The following is a 17,613-nucleotide window of genomic DNA, read 5'->3' as shown; positions in this document are numbered from 1 at the left end:
CATATGTTGTTGGATAATTTCAGGCGATTTCGGACCGTTGCGGCACGCGACGGAATTAGGGCGGCAACTCGAAAGGCCTTAACTCGTGCAGCGAAGGGCATCCCGATTGCCCTACAAGGCAAGATTGACGTGTTCCACCACTATGAAGCCTTATTGGGCGAAGAACAGGGTCTTGGACTCAAAATCTCCCCAGAGAACGTGCCTGTAGGCTCAATGACCTGGTTGGTCCCGGATTTCAACGCTTCGTCTGGGGGCCATATAAATATTCTACGGTTCATGGCTCTTCTGAAAGACTTAGGATTCCCTGAACAGCGTCTTGTTGTCGTGGAACCTCATCGATGGGGCTCGGCGGCAGAGGCGCAGGCGGCGTTGAACGCAGCCTTCGGTGACAATGGCATTATGGTTTCATTGGGCGCGCGCTCCATTGAGCCATGCCAATATCTTGTTGCTACCGGCTGGCAGACTGCTTATTGGGTTGCAAAGTATAGGGACACTGCGAAAAGGCTGTATTTTGTTCAGGATTTTGAGCCTGCATTCTATGCGCACGGGACTGAATATATACTCGCTGAAAATACTTACAGACTTGGCTTGATAGGTATTACAGCGGGTAAATGGTTGGCTGATAAGCTACGCCATGAATACGGTATGCACACGATATATTTTAATTTTGCTTGCGATCTGGATCTATATCGGCCTCATGAAAGGCGCCCGTCGAAAACAAAGCACATTTTTTTCTACGCTAGACCGGTGACGCCTCGGCGATGCTTTGAACTAGGGCTTTTGGCGTTGAAGAGAGTTTGCGACCAGATGCCAGATACGGCCGTTATTTTCGCGGGGTGGGATGTCGGCGGATATGAAATTCCCTTCCATCACCTGAATGCTGGGACTGTGGCGGTGCCGAATCTCCCCGATCTTTATTCGCAATGCGATATTGGCTTGATCCTGTCGTCCACAAATTTATCGCTGCTCCCCCTGGAGATGGCTGCGTGCGGTTGTCCACTTGTAATTAACCGAGGCCCAAACGCTACCTGGCTGCTGCCAGAAGAGGAGGCTTTCTATTGCGAATTGGACGTGGATTCGATCGCCGAAACGCTTGTCGCTGCGCTCAAAAACCCTGAAGAAATGGCCGGACGCGCGGCTTTGGCCCTGGAGCGGTCCAAAAGCAGTAACTGGAAGGCGGAAGCAGAGAAGGTTTCCGTCTTCTTGGAAGAGATAGCATGATTGGGATATTCGGAGGAACTGGCTTTATTGGCCGTAATTTGATTGACCATCTGAACGCCAGAGGAATGGAGTTTCGCGTCTTTTCCAGGCGGGAAGTCTCTGATCTGGGTGTGGAAAATACGATAATAGATTTTGAGAACCCCGAAACGTATAGCGGCCATTTGAAGGATCTGACCTCGGCAATCCTTCTTGTCAGCGCTTCCGTGCCGAGCACGTTTGCCAATGACATCGCTTCAGAAGTAAAAAGGAACGTTGTTCCTTACTCTACGTTTTTCCAAGCGGCACGATCGTCGGGCATTCAGCACGTCATCTATCTATCGTCAGGTGGGGCGGTCTATGGGCCACCCCTTTCGCCGATCATTTCTGAGGATCATCCTACCAACCCAATAAGCCCGTATGGATGTGGCAAGTTGATGGTGGAGGAGATGATTCGAACAATGTCGGTTGAAGGCCGATGGACTTATACAATTATCAGGGCGTCTAACCCTGTAGGGCGCTACCAGTCATCTGAAAAGGGCCAAGGGCTTGTCGCGCGTGCGCTTAGTGCCGCGGTATCAAATCGTGAGTTGGAAATTTGGGGCGATGGAAGCAGTTTGCGCGACTACATCGATGTCAGGGATCTCTGTGAAGTTATAACGCGCACCCTGAACGCGGAAGTTGCAAGGAATCAAATATATAATGTCGGAATGGGTAAGGTTTATAGTGTAAATGAAATTGTTGAGATGTGCTCTTCTGTTGCGGGAGTCGAAATAAAGAAAACATACGTGAAGGAAAAGAGTTTTCTGGTAAAAGACGTAAAGTTGGAGATTGAAAAAGCGCGTAGGCACTTGGCATGGACGCCCAATTTCGATATCCGTTCGTCCATCGAATCGGAGTTTTCTCATGCATCTGCATTGATCTCGGATGCCGGGAGCGCTCCGCATTTATCGATCAATGAGTGATCGACTTGCCCAAAGGTGCCGTGGAGTGAGGCGATGAAAAACAAGCTCGATTTTCAAAGCAGAGCAAGAATCGAAGTTGATGATCCGCCGGATCGCGTGCTTAGGCACCCCATTAATTCGATCAACGGATGGATTGCAATTGCGGCCAACGAGACAATTGTCATCAGGTTGTCCGGAGCAGATTCTAAAATTCCTGCTGGAGCTCTGAGAGTCTCCTTTTATCCGCGCCCGGATCTCGATCAGAATGCGGCGGTCGGGTTCACTGTGTATCTTGATTTATGCGGAGTGCAACTTGTAAGCCGTTCTCTGAGCATCGCTTTCGTATCAAGTAACGTGCAGGTGGCAGAGTTAACCTTGGAGGTGACCGACGAGGCCGTAGCGCTTGCTGTCTCTTGCCATGCTGCGAAAGCGACAAAAAAAGCAAGGCTTGCGTCCCTCCTTAAGGATGGGGTTAGAAGAGACAGTCGTTGCTTTGCCCCATCGGCGCTCCCCGACAGTTGGGCAGTGTCTCCTGTCCTTGAGGAGAAGCGCGATGCGGTGTCGTCGCATTTTTATGGGCCGACGATTTACAAGTTTTTGAACGAATTTCCGCAAGACAGTATCTTTTTGGACGCTGGTGCCGGCCTAAGAAAACGTCCGCTGCCTAGCGTTATAAATGCCGAGATTTACGACTATCCTAGCACTGATATCCTTACAATTGGCCAGTCGCTGCCTTTCAAGGATAATAGTTTTGATGGGATACTTTCGTTAGCGGTTCTTGAGCATGTGGATGATCCATTTCTTTGCGCAAAGGAGTTAGTACGCGTCTTGAAGCCCAATGGAAGGGTATTCGTCATGATACCGTTCCTTCAGGCGGAGCACGGTTATCCTTCACATTATTTCAATGCAACGAGATCTGGTGTCGTAAAACTTTTCGAAGATTTGACGTTGAAAGAGCAAGTATTGGAGAAGTCGAATCATCCGATTCTATCTCTTCAGCAGATAGCCGGTATTTATCTTTCAGGGCTAGCAGAGGAGTGTCGTTATGATTTCCTGGAAATGCCGGTGAAGGATTTGTTTGCGCTTGCTGAAAAGCATATGAAAGACGAACCGCATGAAATGCTAAGGCTTGATCCCGAAAAGGCTTTTCACATAGCTTGGGGTACTACTTCAGTTTTCCAAAAAGAGTAAATAAATCGAAAAGCTGATATCGATGTTCGAGTCTTTTTTCTTTCCTTTAGCGATCTCCCTCATCCGTCGCGAGATCTCCGGCCGTTACCGCGGCTCTGCGCTCGGGTTGTTGTGGTCGTTGCTCAATCCGCTGTTCATGTTGGCAGTCTACACCTTTGTTTTCGGTGTGGTGATGAAATCGCGCTGGACAAGCCCCGACCAGCAGAGCGCCACGCATTCGACCGGCGAGTTTGCGGTCATACTATTCTGCGGACTGATCGTTTTTCAGTTTTTTGCGGAGGTGATCTCACTGGCGCCCGGGCTGGTCGTGGCCAACGCCAACTATGTCAAGAAGATCGTGTTTCCAGTCCAGATACTGCCGGTGGTTTCGGCGGGGGCGGCCCTGTTTCACGCGGCCGTCAGCCTTCTGGTATTACTCGTTTTCGCCTATACGGTCTTTGGCCGCGTCCCGCTGACGGCGGTTCTGGCGCCGGTGGTGTTCGCGCCACTGATTGTTCTCGTGCTCGGTATCGCCTGGATGTTGGCATCGATCGGCGTTTATTTTCGCGACATGAACCAGATTGTGGCGCCGTTGGTGACGGCGACATTGTTCCTGTCGCCGGTGTTCTTCCAGAGGACGTCGTTGCCGACCTGGCTACAACCCTGGCTTTCGCTCAACCCACTCGCGATCCCGGTCGAGAGTTTTCGCAACGTGGTTATCTTCGGCGTGCAGCCCGACTGGACAGCGCTTGGCTATTACTCGCTCGTGGCGATTGTGGTGGCCTTTCTCGGCTATCAATTTTTCCAGAAGACCCGCAGGGGCTTTGCCGATGTCCTCTGATGGGTCTGGCATCGAGGCTGGCGGCCGCGGCACGGACATTGCCATTCGCGTGCGCGATGTGTCGAAGCACTATGTGATGTTCGAGCGGCCCGAAGATCGTTTCAAGCAGATGGTCGTGCCGCGGCTTGAACGCTTGATGGGTCGCCCGCCGCGCCGCTACTACCGCGACTTCGCCGCTCTGTCTGGCATTTCATTCGAGGTCGGCCGCGGCGAGACAGTCGGCATCATCGGTCGCAACGGCTCCGGCAAGTCGACCCTGTTGCAGATTGTCTGCGGCACGCTGCAGCCGACCAGCGGTTCGGTCGAGGTCAACGGTCGCGTCGCCGCACTGCTCGAACTTGGCGCCGGCTTCAATCCCGAGTTCACTGGTCGCGAGAACGTCTTCCTCAATGCTTCCATCCTTGGCGTGCCGCACAAGGAGATGGAGTGGCGCTTCGACGACATTGCACGCTTCGCCGACATCGGCCCCTTCATTGATCAGCCGGTGAGGACCTATTCTTCAGGCATGTATGTGCGGCTAGCATTTGCCACCGCGATCAATGTCGACCCGGATATTCTGGTGGTGGACGAAGCGCTTGCCGTGGGCGACGAGGCGTTCCAACGCAAATGCTTCACCCGCATCGAGCAGATCAAGGACAGGGGAGGCACCATCCTGTTCGTCAGCCACGGCGCATCGACGATCGTTCAATTGTGCACGCGAGCCATGCTGATTGATGCTGGCGAGAAGATATTCGAAGGGCCCTCGAAGGCGGTGGTCAACCAATACCAGCGACTGGTGAATGCGAGTACCCAGGCGGCCGGCGAGGTCCGCGCGGCCATTGTAGGAATGCCAGATCTGAATCCCGCTCAAACGGGGATATTGGTTCAACAAACAACCCCGGCTGCCGATGGGGACGAGATAACCACGGATTCGTTGCCAAACTCTGGCCAAGAGGCTGGACCTTCGCTGCCTCAAATTCAAGATCAAGTTCAAATGGTCAAATATGCAGAGCACTTTGATCCGACACTTGTGTCGCAATCAGTTATACATCTGGAAGAACGGGGTGCCCGTATCCGTGATATTCGGATTCTCACATTCGCTGGAGAGCGTGTGAACACTCTACAGCTTGGAAAACGCTATGTATTTGAATACTTTGTAGATTTCTCGGCAGAAGCCAACAATGTTGGGTTTGGAATGTTCATCAAGTTGCTCAATGGTGTTGGCCTTGGAGGCGCCAATAGCAATCGTACACCCGGATCGCAGTTGAGGTCGGTATCGAAGACGACAACGCGCCACGTACGGTTCGAATTTGACTGTAGATTTCTCCCGGGAACCTATGTCGCAAATTGCGAGGTAACCGGCACAGTTGCAGGTGAAACCTACACGATGCATAGGGTTGTGGACGCCGAGCTTTTTCGCGTTTCGCCTGAGCCAGATCTGCTTGCAATAGGCTATCTCAACCTGGAGCCCATGCTCACCGTTTCGTATGAAGATGATGTTGCCGAAAGAACCCAGAAAAATGCCGGGACGTCTTTTGATTGATTTGGCGCTTTCCCGCGATCGAAGTCATTTTGATAGAATCAAATCGAGAAAAATAGAATAGTGAAAACGCTAGGTTTGATAATGATCGTGCGGGACGAGGCCGACGTCATTGAAAAAAATTTGAGATTTCATGAAAGTCAGGGATTTGATTACTTTGGGATAATTGACAATCTATCCACCGATGGAACTCGGGATATAATTGAGGACCTTTCAAAAGATATTCCAATGACGATTCTCTCCGAGGAGAACACCGACTATAGGCAGGATGTATGGGCGGGACGTTTGGCGGAATGCCTATCTCAAAGAGGGATAGATCTTGCGATAAGTCTGGATGCCGACGAGTTCATTTCAGGATTAGGATCAACCTTCAAGGAAATTGCAGATGAACTGCAATGCCCTTTGATGTGCCCAAGGCACAATATGGTGCCACTGAAGGCTGAATTTTCTGAATTTGCTAAGAACCCGCTCCTTGCTGCACGCTACAGGGTGGCTAGGCCGCTTTCAACGCAGTTGCCAATCATGCTTCGAAGCATGCCCGGGAAAATGCTCTTCCCGTTGCAGGGACTGCGTTCCATTGCCCGTGGGAATCACAGCATCGAACATGAAATTGGCGAACGTTCGGTCTCGGACCGCGCTCTCATTCGCCATTTCCCTGTTCGCACATACGATCATTTCCTAAAGAAGCTGGAACAGGCTAGGGCAAGATTCCGGCAGGAGCAAGATGCGCATCAAAATACATCCTGGCACATCCGCCGCTGGCTGTCGCTCAAGGACGACGGATTTATTGAAAATGAGTACGCGTCTTTTTTCGTAGGCGAAAATGATATGAAGATGTACTTGTCGGATGGAACAATTGTTGAAGATTTATTTTCAAATATGTTGTGATATAGGCTAGATTTTTGCCATATCAATTTGGGGCTTAGCACTATCGTGTTTGGCGCTTGGCACTCTTCGAGCCCCACAGCAAACCAGTGCAAACCGGGCTGATCAAGGTCCAAGTTCGGCAGGATCCGGGATACAAAATCGCGCTTGCCGCAGATCATAAATCTTCACGGTGGGTGCCACGTATGCGTAGTCGCCGTACAATCTTGAGAACTGCGCCGCGACATGGCCGTCGAGACACCGAAACATGCCGGCCAGCACGTAGGTAAGCTGGGGTTGCTCGCTCAGACCTCCGCCGCGCAGATATCGCGCAAATCTCTGCGATACGAGATAGTCGACCGACGACAAATCTCGATAGTCCCGTGTCTCGGGTGCCGGCTCTCCCATTAAATAATCCGCAAAGAAACGGGTAATGCCCCGGGTTTCGAGAAAACGCATCGCTGCGAAGCGGGTATCATTTTTCCTGCTCATAGATCCGGTGTACTCGATGCTGGCATGAGAACTGGCGGCCATGGCCAGAAGCCCCAGGCCGGCGCTCATCCAATGCGACCTGGGCGCTATCGCTTTGGAGCAGGCAATGCCGGCCGCCAGAAGCAGATAGATTACCACGGGCAAAACATAACGCATGGAGCCTATGATCTTGAGCGGCGAGAGCTCGAGCATGAAAAGCCACGCAATGGCCGCGCCCGCGAAAGCGGCGACAGCCCTGTTGCGATCGCCAAGAATAGCGATGGCGATTGCTCCCAGTGAGATCACCATCGTCGGCACCGTGAGGCTGGGAATCAGGTGATAACGGAAGTGAGTCAGCCCGTAGCCCTCGAAAAACCACTCTTTCAGATCGTGCCCTTCTTCAACATGGTTTAGTTCAATAACGAAGCCTCGGAGTATGGTCGAAAGCCCGCTGCCGGTTTCGGTCAAAAGCGACGCGGTATAGACAGCCAGAACGGTCAGTGCGCCGACTGCGGCAACGATCGCGGCTTGTCTCCACTCCAGTTTGCAATATGTGATCGCCACAACGAACAGCACCAAACTGTTGGCGACTCCGACATACTTGGCCGTGATTGCGAGCCCCAATGCGAACCCGAAATAAAGAAGGTCGACGCTGTCGGTGCGCTCTCTCAGTCGCACAAGCGCGTGCAATCCTATGCAGATCGCGAAAATAAGAACTGCGTCTTCTTTGAAGTAGTGCGCGTGGATTGTGATGGCCGGTGACGCCGCAAAAACGCAACCCCACAGGAAAGCGTTGAGCTTGTCCGCATATCGTCGCAAGACGAGATAAAAGAGGACGCTCGCCGCGACGGAAGCAAATGCACAGACGGTCCGGCCAGCCAAGCGAAAATCCCGGTCATGCACGGCACCATCGAGCCATGCTGCAAACCGCGCCAATACGATCAGCAGTGGTGGATGGCGGTAATTGTCGGGTTGTCCAAAGGCAAATCCCACTTTGATGGCTTCGTCGGGATGGACACCGAACGGAAAGTCGATGTTGTGAAAAGCCAGCAATGCGGAGATTGCCGCAACTGCCAAGGTTGCGGACAAAAGCTCGAGGGAGACATAACATCCCGATGAGCCTGTCGCCTTGAGTCGCCATGCCGCGACGAATGCCATGCCCAACCTCTGATGCATCGTGCGGGTTTTGTGAATAAACCGGCCACCAAGCCAATCCTGATGCTGTTTGTAGACCACGGAGTCGACTTATCAATACCGCCCCGCTCGGCCACATAGACTAGGCTTTAAAAAAATCTCTGGCGATGACTGCGGCTCCGCAGTATGCGATACAGCCGCTGGCTGGTGATTGGCACGACAAGCCAACGTGATCGGCGGCGAATTCGCCCGTATCACACTGGCAGCCAGTCCTCGATCTCTGGAGTGTAGTGCCGCGCAATGAATTCATACTTAGAAGCCGTATTCGGACTTCGGCCGGACATGCGGCGTTTTTTTATCATGATCCAGGACGCCGTCATGGTTCTGGTCGCGGTCGCGCTTAGTCTAGTTCTGTCGCGTTCCAACCTTTCGTTCGAAGCGTTCTCCTATGCTGGCCTGACCACCTGGGCGTGCATCGTCGTTTCCAGCCATTTGCTGTTCAGATATTGCGGCCTCTACAACACGGTCTGGCGCTTCGCTTCGACGCCGGACTTTTTCAACATCCTGAAGAGCTGCGCGATTTTGACTGTCGCGCTCTATTGCGCCTCGCTCTCGTTTCGTTTCTTCAAGCCGGTGACGGGCATCAACGAGCGCCAGTTCATCGTCTTCTTCCTCGTGTCCTTCACGATCATATCGGCGCCTCGGCTCTTCTACCGATTCCTTCGTGACGGAGCGAGCTGGCGTATCCTGAACAGGGCCGCCGACAAGGGATTGACGAAGCAAGCCCTGTTCGTCGGCCGGCTCGGCGAGGCCGATCTGATCATTCGGTTTACGCGCACGGCGCAGCCCGGGGACTATTCCATCGCGGGAGTCATGGCGATCGAGAACGACGCGCCGTTGGGCACCCGGATTCAAGGCGTTCCGGTGGTGGCAGTCCGCCCCCGTTTGACGGAATTCCTGGAGGACTACACAAGGGGCACGAAAAGCCTCGACATGCTGATTTTCGGAAATGGTGCCGGGCGGGAGATCGAGGAGTATTCGGAGCTGGTTCGTGTCGCCCGGCATAGTGGCATAGCCGTTGTGCAATTCTCGGGGTTTTCCGAACTGGGGCAGGGAGGAAAGCTGGTTCTCGATGCCGTCGAGATGGAAACGATCCTGCGCCGTCCAGCGGTGCCTTCCGACATCGAGCGTATCGGCGCTTTTGTCCGTGGCAAGCGCGTCCTGGTGACGGGCGGAGCCGGCTCAATCGGGCGAACTCTGGTCAGGCGGTCGCTGGAACTGGGCGCCGAGGCGGTTCTGGTCGCCGATCTCTCCGAGTTCGGCATTTTCCAGTTGAGCCAATATATCGACGAGAAAGACCATGATCGTCTCAAGGCCCGCATAGTCGATGTGGCGGACCGGCGGCAAATGACGCGTGTCATAAGCGAATTCAAACCCTGCATCATCTTTCATGCCGCCGCGCTCAAGCACGTCCCCCTGCTCGAGGAAAACTGGGATGCGGCGATCCAGACCAATGTTTTCGGAACGCTTGTCTGTGCAGAGGTGGCCGCCAAATGCGGGGTTCCGCAGTTCGTGCTTGTCTCGAGTGACAAGGCGGTGGATCCGACATCTGTGCTTGGCATGACAAAACGAGCAGCCGAGCAGATCGTGAGCGCCTTACATGAAACCCATGCGGCCCAACCAAACGGGCATCAACCGCGAGGGCATCATTCCGGCACCAAGTTCATTGCCGTCCGGTTCGGCAACGTTTTTGGCAGCAATGGATCAGTGGCGACCATATTCCAGGCGCAGATCGAGGCTGGAGGGCCTGTCACCGTTACGGATCGGCGCATGACGCGCTACTTCATGACGGTGGCCGAAGCCGTCGACCTCGTCATCATGTCGGCAGCCGATGCGGCGTCGCGACAGGGCAGGGACGACTATGCCGTCTATATGCTCGATATGGGCAAGCCGGTGTCCATAGTTGAAGTCGCCGAGACGATGATCCGCATGGCTGGAAAGAGCCCCTACACGGATATCCCAATCCGGTTCACCGGGATAAGGCCAGGCGAGAAACTTCATGAAACGCTTCACGGCGAAGATGAAGAAGTCGTTGAGCTCAGCACCTCCAAGGTTTTTGGCCTCAGGATGGATGTTGTCGACTGGCCGCGGGTCGAGACCGCGCTTACGGCGCTGCAGACAGCGATGAAGAGCCAGGACAAGGGCTCGGCGCTTGCCGTGCTGGAAGGGCTCCATCAAGCAGAAAGATCCCCGGGTGACGCACGTCGGCCAACAGGTCCGAAAAGAATTGGACATGCAGGATAGGACCCTTCGGGCGGTTGTGATTGGATGATGGGAAAAAATCCGATGGCCGTTCCCGGGCATTTGCAGATGACACCACAATCGTGAGCAAACAAGATCAGCGCGTCGCCATACTGATGGGCACGAAGGACGGCGCGGCTTTCATCGAAGAACAGCTCGGCTCTCTCCTCGCGCAGTCGCATTCCCCCGTCGATCTGTGGATTTCCGATGATGGTTCGACCGACGGCACGACCGCCCTCATCGGCGCCTGGAAACCCCGCTGGCACAAGGGTCGGCTGACCTTGGTGGACGGCCCCCGCCAGGGTTTCGCTGCCAATTTTCGATCAATGATCGTCGATCCGCGGATCGAGGCGGACTACTATGCCTTTTGCGACCAGGACGACATTTGGGAGCCGGACAGGTTGGAAAGCGCTGTCCGCTGGATGCGGACGCTGGACGCAGAAATCCCGGCTATGTTCTGCTCCAGAACCGCAACCATGACCGAAACCGGAAGCGTGATCGGCTGCTCGCCGCTGTTCCAACGGCCGCCGTCCTTCCGCAACGCTCTCGTGCAAAGCATTGCCGGCGGCAACACCATCATGATCAACGGCGCGGCACGCGACCTGCTGGCCAAGGCGTCGTCAAAGACCCGATTTGTCAGTCACGATTGGTGGGCCTACCTCATCGTAACGGGTGCAGGCGGCATCGTTCGGTATGATCCGCGGCCTCTGGTGCGCTACCGCCAGCATGGGGCAAATTTGGTCGGGGCCAACGTTTCGTGGAGGGCGAGATTTTCCCGGCTCGCACATCTGCTGAAAGGCGGATTTGCCAATTGGACGGATGAGAATCTCAGTGGTCTGGCCGCCAATCGTGATCTTCTCACGACAGACGCGGCTGCGTGCCTAGGCTTGTTCATCCTGGCGCGAAAGGGCAATATCTTCCGTCGTCTGAGCTATCTGCGCCAAAGCGGCGTCTATCGGCAGACGCCTTTTGGAACCTTCGGGCTCTATTTGGCAATCACCTCCGGCCGGATTTAATCCATGTTCATTGGGGCAGCGAAGCGGACCTTCGACCTCGTGGTGGCGGCCCTGCTGCTGCTGATCACGTCGCCTGTCCTGTTGGTTGCCATCCTGGCTATTCGGCTATCGTCACCCGGGCCTGCAATCTTTTCCCAGACGAGGGTAGGCCGCAACGGCGGGCTTTTTCGCTGCCACAAGTTGAGAACGATGTATCTGGGGACGCCGTCATTGCCCTCGCACGAGGCGCCGGCAAATTCGGTTACGGTGGTCGGAAAAGTCTTGCGGCGGTTCAAGCTTGATGAATTGCCGCAGCTCTGGAACGTCCTTAAGGGGGAAATGAGCCTGGTCGGGCCACGTCCATGCTTGCCCACACAAACGGAGCTGATCGAGCGTCGCAAGCAGTTGGGCGTGTCATCCATGCTTCCGGGCATAACCGGCCTGGCTCAGATTCGAGGCATCGACATGTCGGTCCCGACGCTCTGTGCCGAAACCGATGCCGCTTATCTCAAGGCGGCGTCGTTCGGTCTCGATGTCAGGATTCTGCTTGGAACGATTTATCGGACCTGAGCAAGTCTGCTGACCCGCGCTATTGCGGTCAGTCGCTCGATCGTATCGGTTTCCGGCAGCCAGCCCTCCGAAATGAGCAGGGACGGATCGCATATCTGCGTTGCGGTCAAGCTTTCCCAAAATTTGCGTTTGCCCAGCAACGATGCGACCGGCCGTATCAGGCCGGCAGGGGCCGCAACCAGGCGTTTCGGCCGTCCAAAGCCTTGTCGAAAGGCTTCGATGATGGCGGCGACCGGGATTGGCCGTATATCGCTGGCGATATAGACGGGGCGAAGCGGGATCGAATGGGTCAACAGGTGCAAAACCGCCCGGGCCGCTGCCTCGGAGGATATCAGCGAGCGGACGCCCGCCAGGGCCGCTGCGGGCAGCGGCAAGGCGGTGTCGGCCAAGCGCATCAGTGTCGCCAGATTTCCCTTCATGCCAGATCCGTAGACCGGCGGCAGGCGCAGCATGGCGGCATCGGAGCGGCCGGACGATGCATAAGCATCCAGGACCCTGATCTCGCCTTCGCGTTTCGAACGCCCATAGGCGCATTGCGGGGCAGGGATAGTCTCTTCGTCGAGCTTCCCGCTGAAGCCGGCGCCGACCACAGCCCGGGTCGAAGACAGGTAGATAAAACGACCGCTGGCCTGTGCAGCCGCGGCGCGCGCGAGCCGCCCGGTCAATTCGGCATTGGCTTTCAGGTAATCGGCTTCGGTTGGATTGCCACGATCGTTGTTCAAACCGGCGCAGTGGACGACATGCGTGACGTCTTTCGTGATCGTCGCAAAAGCCTCGGCAGGCGCGTCGAAATTCGGCAGCAGGAGGATGTCGTTTCCCGAACCGAGCTTTTCCGGGTGCCGGGAGGCGATCCGGATTTCGAACTGCGCCTCTCGGAGGAGTTGCACGACAAGGCGCCCGATGAACCCTGTCGCGCCTGTGACCAACACTTTCATTGCATTGCTCGAAGCTACTACTCGGCGGCCGATGTCGCAGGAAGCGCTTGTTCGTCCGCCAGCGGCATATGGCGCCCCGATGCAAGATATGTCCCCGACACCAGGAAGATCATCAGCACCGAATCCAGAATATCATGACCGATAAGAATGCCCACCATTCCGCCTGAGAGATAGGTGATCACCACAATGACGATCATGGTGGCGCCGAACCGCTCGACCGGATCGGCACTGATGCGCAGCACTGCGGCGGCATTTTTGGCGGCAACGATAAAGATGGCCGCCAGCGCGACAGCTCCCACGATTCCTGCTTCCACCAGTGCGGTCAGAAAGCCGTTGTGGAAGTGGCTGAAGCCTTTGTCCATGCCGAACTGCTCTTGGAATCCCTGTTTCATCAACAGCGGCGTCGCGCCCACCCCATGTCCGAAAAGCGGCATTTCGCGAAATGCGTCGAGGCCAATTTGCCACATGGCAACGCGAAATCCCAAGGCGGTGCTGTAGTTGCCATGCGCCGTGAGCGCCTCCCAGTCGGAATGGAGGAACTCGGCTCGCTCCAATATTGTTTGGAATCCAAAGGCAGCGATCGCGAGGCCGGCCACGCCCAGCATCAACAACAGACGAAGGGCGTACTTGCCCCTGAGCTTCTGCCGATTGATCAGCAGAACGGCTATGCCTGCAATCAGCATCGCCAGCCAGATGATACGCGAACCGGAGTAGAGGATGGCGATTGTTCCGGCCAACGCCGCACAGGCGAGAAGGCTCCTGGCCTTTTCGATTCCCGACAAAGCGCCAGCCATGCATACCAAAACACTGAGGCAGGCGACCGTCGCGAACACGATCGGATTTCCGGCACCACCTTCAACCCTTGGCAGGCCAATCCAATAGTACTGGATGCCAGTCAGCAGCAATGCGCCGAAGCAAGCGGCCATGCTGCTCAGTATGATGACGCGGGCAAGGGTGGTTTTCTGCGAAATGCTCCAGACCGAATATGAGAAGGGGAAAAACAGGAAGGTGATCAACGGTACAAGATGCGTCGCATCCCTCGCAATCGAGTTGTTGACGATGGAGGCGAGGACAACGGCGCCGCAAAAGGCATAGATCGCGACGGTGAGGGCGGCCATGGGCCGATCGACATTGAAGCGCCGTCTCTTCAGTGCAATGAGTAGGGTCGACCACAGGCCGCCGCCATTGAATGCAAAACTAACCACCGATCCCAAAACGGAGGGAGAAAAGAAGCAAAGAATGGAAAAGTAGATATTGACCCGTGCCGGTGTGAATTGTTGTTTTATCGATGAAAGCCGGTCCAAGGGTATAATTCGCATTCTTCGGGATCTTTTGAGATGAGGATTTAACTTGACCGTGGCTGGTGCAATGATCTTCAAGATTTCATGCCCATGCGCTACGCGCGGTGGCTCATTCAGGAGCCGGTATAGCGGCTGATCATGGTTTTCGATAGTACGGCAGGGCCGGGCCTGCCATCAAAATCGAGAGTGCGGCTTAATCCACCACTCGTGACCGCAGGAGAGGATAGCCCGAGTTGACGTTGATCTCGCCCCCGCGAATATTTTTCTTGGGCCACTAGGTCCCTTAGCCCATTGAGCAGGAATTTCCGAGATCTGGCCCCAGCGTGGAAAATTCATTCCCGAACCACTCTAGGGCAGGCTTGTCTTGCATTGTTATAGACATTGGCGATCTGCTAGAACGCCTGCACGAAAAAACGAAAAAAACATTGTCCAGAAATGAAGCTTGAACCGGGTAGCTGAAAATTGCGCCTGATGCATCGATGCAGGGTCTGGATGGCACGAGAGAACGCTCACAGTCCATGAACATCGCGCTTACGCACCTTCAGCGGCTCGAGGCTGAATCCATCCATATCTTTCGCGAGGTTGCGGCGGCGTTCGCCAAGCCGGTCATGCTCTACTCCGTAGGCAAGGACTCCTCCGTGCTGATGCACCTTGCGATGAAGGCGTTTTATCCCGCCAAGCCGCCGTTTCCCTTTCTCCACGTCGACACGACCTGGAAATTCCGCGAAATGATCGCTTTCCGCGATCAGATGGCGCAAAAGCTCGGCTTCGATCTCCTGGTCCACGTCAACGAAGATGGTGTGCGCGACAAGATCAATCCCTTCGATCATGGCTCGAACACCCACACCCATGTGATGAAAACCGTGGCGCTGCGGCAGGCGCTCGACAAGTACGGCTTCGATGCAGCCTTTGGCGGTGCCCGTCGCGACGAGGAGAAGTCGCGCGCCAAGGAGCGGATCTTCTCCTTCCGCAACGCCCAGCACGTCTGGGATCCGAAGAATCAGCGGCCGGAGATGTGGAAGATATTCAACACCCGCATCGCGACCGGTGAATCGATCCGGGTCTTTCCATTGTCGAACTGGACCGAGCTCGATATCTGGCAGTACATTCTCCAGGAAGACATCCCGATCGTGCCGCTCTATTTCGCCAAGGAGCGGCCGGTCGTCGAACGTGACGGCATGCTCATTCTGAGGGATGACGACCGCATGGTATTGCGCCCCGGCGAGACAGTGGACAACCGGCTGGTGCGCTTCCGCACGCTTGGCTGCTATCCGCTGACCGGCGCGATCGAATCGGACGCCGATACGCTGGAGGCCATCGTCGGCGAAATGCTCACCGCGCGCACGTCAGAGCGCCAGGGCCGCTTGATCGACCGGGATGAAGCGGGCTCGATGGAAAAGAAGAAGCGCGAGGGGTACTTCTGAGCATGCGCCACATCATGGCCAAGAGCCTCGCCTCCACCGACGGCATTCGTGACTATCTTGCGGTGCAGGAACGAAAGTCGCTGCTGCGCTTCCTGACCTGCGGTTCCGTGGACGACGGCAAGTCGACGCTGATCGGGCGTCTGCTTTCGGACACCAAGCAGATTTTCGAGGACCAGCTTGCCGCGCTTGAGCGTGATTCGCGCAAGCATGGGACGACGGGCGACGACGTCGATTTCGCGCTGCTGGTCGATGGCCTAGAGGCGGAGCGCGAGCAGGGCATCACAATCGATGTCGCCTATCGCTTTTTCGCCACGCCGAAGCGCAAATTCATCGTCGCCGACACGCCCGGCCACGAACAATACACGCGCAACATGGCGACAGGCGCGTCGACCGCCGATCTGGCCATCGTGCTGATCGACGCCCGTCAAGGTGTGCTGCGCCAGACAAGGCGCCACTCGATCATCGCCTCGCTGCTGGGCATTCGGCACATCGTGCTCGCCGTCAACAAGATCGATCTCGTGGGCTTCGACAAGGCCGTCTTCGAACGGATCATCGAGGATTTCAGGCAATTTTCGCACAAGCTCGGCTTCCAGACGATCGTGCCGATCCCGATGTCTGCCCGTTACGGCGACAACGTCACCAGCCGCTCGGACAAGACGAAGTGGTATTCCGGGCCGACGCTGATCGAACATCTGGAAACCGTGTCGGTCGATGAAGCCGTTGTCGAACTGCCGTTCCGTTTTCCGGTGCAGTATGTGAACCGCCCCAATCTCGATTTTCGCGGTTTTGCCGGCACGATCGCGTCCGGCTCCGTCTCAACAGGCGACGAGGTCGTTGTCGCCAAATCCGGCAAGTCCGCACACGTCAGGCGCATCGTCTCGCATGGCGGCGACCTGAGCCAAGCGGTTGCCGGCCAGGCCATCACCGTTGTTCTCGACGACGAGGTCGAGGTCTCGCGCGGCAATATGCTGGTGTCGCCGGTGGCGCGGCCTCAGGTCGCCGACCAGTTCGCCGCCAATATCGTCTGGTTCGACGAGCATGCGCTGTTGCCGGGCCGCTCCTATATCCTGCGGACCGAGACCGATCAGACCAGCGCCACCGTCACCGACCTGAAATACCGCGTCAACGTCAACGACTTTGCCCATGAGGCGGCCAAGTCGCTCGAAATGAACGAGGTCGGCATCTGCAACATCTCGACGCGGGCGCCGATCGCCTTCGACACTTTCGCCGAGAACCGAACGACCGGCGCCTTCATCCTGATCGACCGCATCACCAACGCCACGGTCGGCGCTGGCATGATCCTGCATTCGCTGCGCCGTGCCGAAAACATTCACTGGCAATCGCTCGATGTCGGCAAGCACGGCCGCGCCGATCTGAAGAACCAGCGGCCTGCCGTGTTCTGGTTCACGGGTCTCTCGGGCTCGGGCAAATCGACCATCGCCAACCTCTTCGAGAAGAAGCTGTTCGCCACCGGCCGCCACACCTACATCCTGGATGGCGATAATGTTCGCCACGGCCTCAATCGCGATCTTGGCTTCACCGACGCCGACCGCGTCGAAAACATTCGCCGCGTTGCGGAAGTGGCGCGCCTGATGGCCGATGCCGGGCTGATCGTCATTGTTTCCTTCATTTCGCCCTTCAGCGCGGAGCGGCGCATGGCCAGGGAGTTGATGGCCAACGGTGAATTCGTCGAGGTGTTTGTCGATACACCCTTTGAGGAATGCGCCAGACGCGATCCGAAGGGTCTCTATGCGCGGGCGTTGAATGGCGAAATCAAGAATTTCACCGGCGTCGATTCCCCGTATGAAGCTCCTGAAAACCCGGAAATCCATCTCGAGACACTCGGCAAGTCTGCCGAGGAGATGGTAGAGGCCCTGGAACTCTGGCTAAACGAGCGCGACATTGCCGAAAACCAATACGATAGCGGCGGCGGCATCTGACGACGAA

The 17,613-nt window shown here is 55.9% G+C and carries 14 protein-coding genes; 11 read left to right on the top strand and 3 right to left on the bottom strand.

All coding sequences use genetic code 11. The features are described 5' to 3' along the window. The first annotated feature begins 3 nt into the window (after window positions 1-3). From EJ075_RS02170 to EJ075_RS02145, 6 genes are all read left to right on the top strand, one after another. Complete coding sequence (locus tag EJ075_RS02170; RefSeq protein ID WP_126103176.1) at window positions 4-1,221, top strand: glycosyltransferase family 4 protein; 1,218 nt, start codon at window positions 4-6, stop codon at window positions 1,219-1,221. Further along, the gene (locus EJ075_RS02165; RefSeq protein WP_126103175.1) at window positions 1,218-2,162 is read left to right on the top strand and encodes an NAD-dependent epimerase/dehydratase family protein; all 945 of its coding nucleotides are present in this window, start codon (window positions 1,218-1,220) and stop codon (window positions 2,160-2,162) included. Before EJ075_RS02170 ends, EJ075_RS02165 begins: the two co-directional genes overlap by 4 nt. Window positions 2,163-2,195: 33 nt before the next feature. Then, window positions 2,196-3,332, top strand: a complete 1,137-nt coding sequence (locus EJ075_RS02160; RefSeq protein ID WP_126103174.1) for a class I SAM-dependent methyltransferase — start codon at window positions 2,196-2,198, stop codon at window positions 3,330-3,332. Window positions 3,333-3,354: 22 nt separating this feature from the next. Continuing rightward, a complete protein-coding gene (locus EJ075_RS02155) occupies window positions 3,355-4,152 on the top strand; it encodes an ABC transporter permease (RefSeq protein WP_126103173.1) in 798 nt (265 codons plus the stop codon). Next, window positions 4,142-5,674, top strand: a complete 1,533-nt coding sequence (locus tag EJ075_RS02150; protein WP_126103172.1) for an ABC transporter ATP-binding protein — start codon at window positions 4,142-4,144, stop codon at window positions 5,672-5,674. The genes EJ075_RS02155 and EJ075_RS02150 overlap by 11 nt, the downstream gene beginning before the upstream one ends. Before the next feature lie 81 nt (window positions 5,675-5,755). Continuing rightward, a complete protein-coding gene (locus EJ075_RS02145; protein WP_126103171.1) occupies window positions 5,756-6,559 on the top strand; it encodes a glycosyltransferase family 2 protein in 804 nt (267 codons plus the stop codon). Window positions 6,560-6,661: 102 nt separating this feature from the next. On the opposite strand, the gene EJ075_RS02140 is transcribed toward EJ075_RS02145, so the two are convergent. Beyond that, window positions 6,662-8,164 (bottom strand): glycosyltransferase family 39 protein, encoded by a 1,503-nt coding sequence (locus EJ075_RS02140; RefSeq protein ID WP_164547020.1) that lies wholly within the window; start codon window positions 8,162-8,164, stop codon window positions 6,662-6,664. Window positions 8,165-8,482: 318 nt separating this feature from the next. Here EJ075_RS02140 and EJ075_RS02135 point away from each other — a divergent pair, with 318 nt between their 5' ends. The 3 genes from EJ075_RS02135 (at window position 8,483) to EJ075_RS02125 (ending at window position 12,006) form a co-directional block, all read left to right on the top strand. Next, window positions 8,483-10,444 carry a nucleoside-diphosphate sugar epimerase/dehydratase gene (locus EJ075_RS02135; RefSeq protein WP_126103169.1) on the top strand — a complete coding sequence of 654 codons (1,962 nt, stop codon included), beginning with the start codon at window positions 8,483-8,485 and terminating at the stop codon, window positions 10,442-10,444. Window positions 10,445-10,524: 80 nt separating this feature from the next. Then, complete coding sequence (locus EJ075_RS02130; protein ID WP_126103168.1) at window positions 10,525-11,457, top strand: glycosyltransferase family 2 protein; 933 nt, start codon at window positions 10,525-10,527, stop codon at window positions 11,455-11,457. 9 nt (window positions 11,458-11,466) lie between these two features. Further along, window positions 11,467-12,006, top strand: a complete 540-nt coding sequence (locus EJ075_RS02125) for a sugar transferase (RefSeq protein ID WP_126107210.1) — start codon at window positions 11,467-11,469, stop codon at window positions 12,004-12,006. Here the strand turns inward: EJ075_RS02125 and EJ075_RS02120 are convergent. Then, window positions 11,994-12,941: an NAD-dependent epimerase/dehydratase family protein gene (locus tag EJ075_RS02120; protein WP_126103167.1), complete on the bottom strand. Its 948-nt coding sequence runs from the start codon at window positions 12,939-12,941 to the stop codon at window positions 11,994-11,996. The two genes, EJ075_RS02125 and EJ075_RS02120, sit on opposite strands and share 13 nt — an antisense overlap. Window positions 12,942-12,958: 17 nt before the next feature. After that, a complete protein-coding gene (locus tag EJ075_RS02115) occupies window positions 12,959-14,245 on the bottom strand; it encodes an O-antigen ligase (RefSeq protein WP_245458089.1) in 1,287 nt (428 codons plus the stop codon). A gap of 515 nt (window positions 14,246-14,760) precedes the next feature. On the opposite strand from EJ075_RS02115, the gene cysD reads away from it, so the two are divergent. Both cysD and cysN read left to right on the top strand, forming a co-directional pair. After that, window positions 14,761-15,666, top strand: coding sequence for a sulfate adenylyltransferase subunit CysD (cysD, locus tag EJ075_RS02110; protein WP_095486105.1), 906 nt, complete (start codon window positions 14,761-14,763; stop codon window positions 15,664-15,666). 2 nt (window positions 15,667-15,668) lie between these two features. Beyond that, window positions 15,669-17,606: a sulfate adenylyltransferase subunit CysN gene (cysN, locus tag EJ075_RS02105; RefSeq protein WP_164547018.1), complete on the top strand. Its 1,938-nt coding sequence runs from the start codon at window positions 15,669-15,671 to the stop codon at window positions 17,604-17,606. Window positions 17,607-17,613 lie beyond the last annotated feature (7 nt).

This window comes from Mesorhizobium sp. M6A.T.Cr.TU.016.01.1.1 (assembly GCF_003952585.1).
Taxonomy (GTDB): Bacteria; Pseudomonadota; Alphaproteobacteria; order Rhizobiales; family Rhizobiaceae; genus Mesorhizobium; species Mesorhizobium mediterraneum.
Note: the sequence above shows the minus strand (reverse complement) of the source record. Positions and strands in the feature narration are given on the sequence as shown.